Annotated in this window: 1 pseudogene; it reads right to left on the reverse strand. The window is 74.5% G+C overall.

The window, feature by feature from the left end:
* Positions 1-263, reverse strand: a pseudogene (locus AC5RV2_RS19280) (exo-alpha-sialidase); the annotation flags it as partial.

Raw genomic sequence — 263 nt, forward strand, 5'->3', positions numbered from 1 at the left:
AGGCCGCCACAAGCCGCCCCGGATCTGCCGTGGCATAGACGATCTCGCGGCCGCCCTGCCGCTGGTACAGCACCCCGATGCGGCCGTCCGGCAGCCGCACCGCGGCCGGCCCGCTGGCACCGCTCCCGTAAAGGGTGAGCTTGTGCGGCCACGAGTGGCCGTTGTCCCGCGAGAGGCTGAGTACCACGTTGCGGGGCAGCAGCGGGTCCTGGCAGTTGGCGGCCAGCAGCCAGCGGTCGCTGGCCGGTGCGGCCAGCCCGCCC

Source organism: Arthrobacter sp. Y3225116, assembly GCF_059091245.1.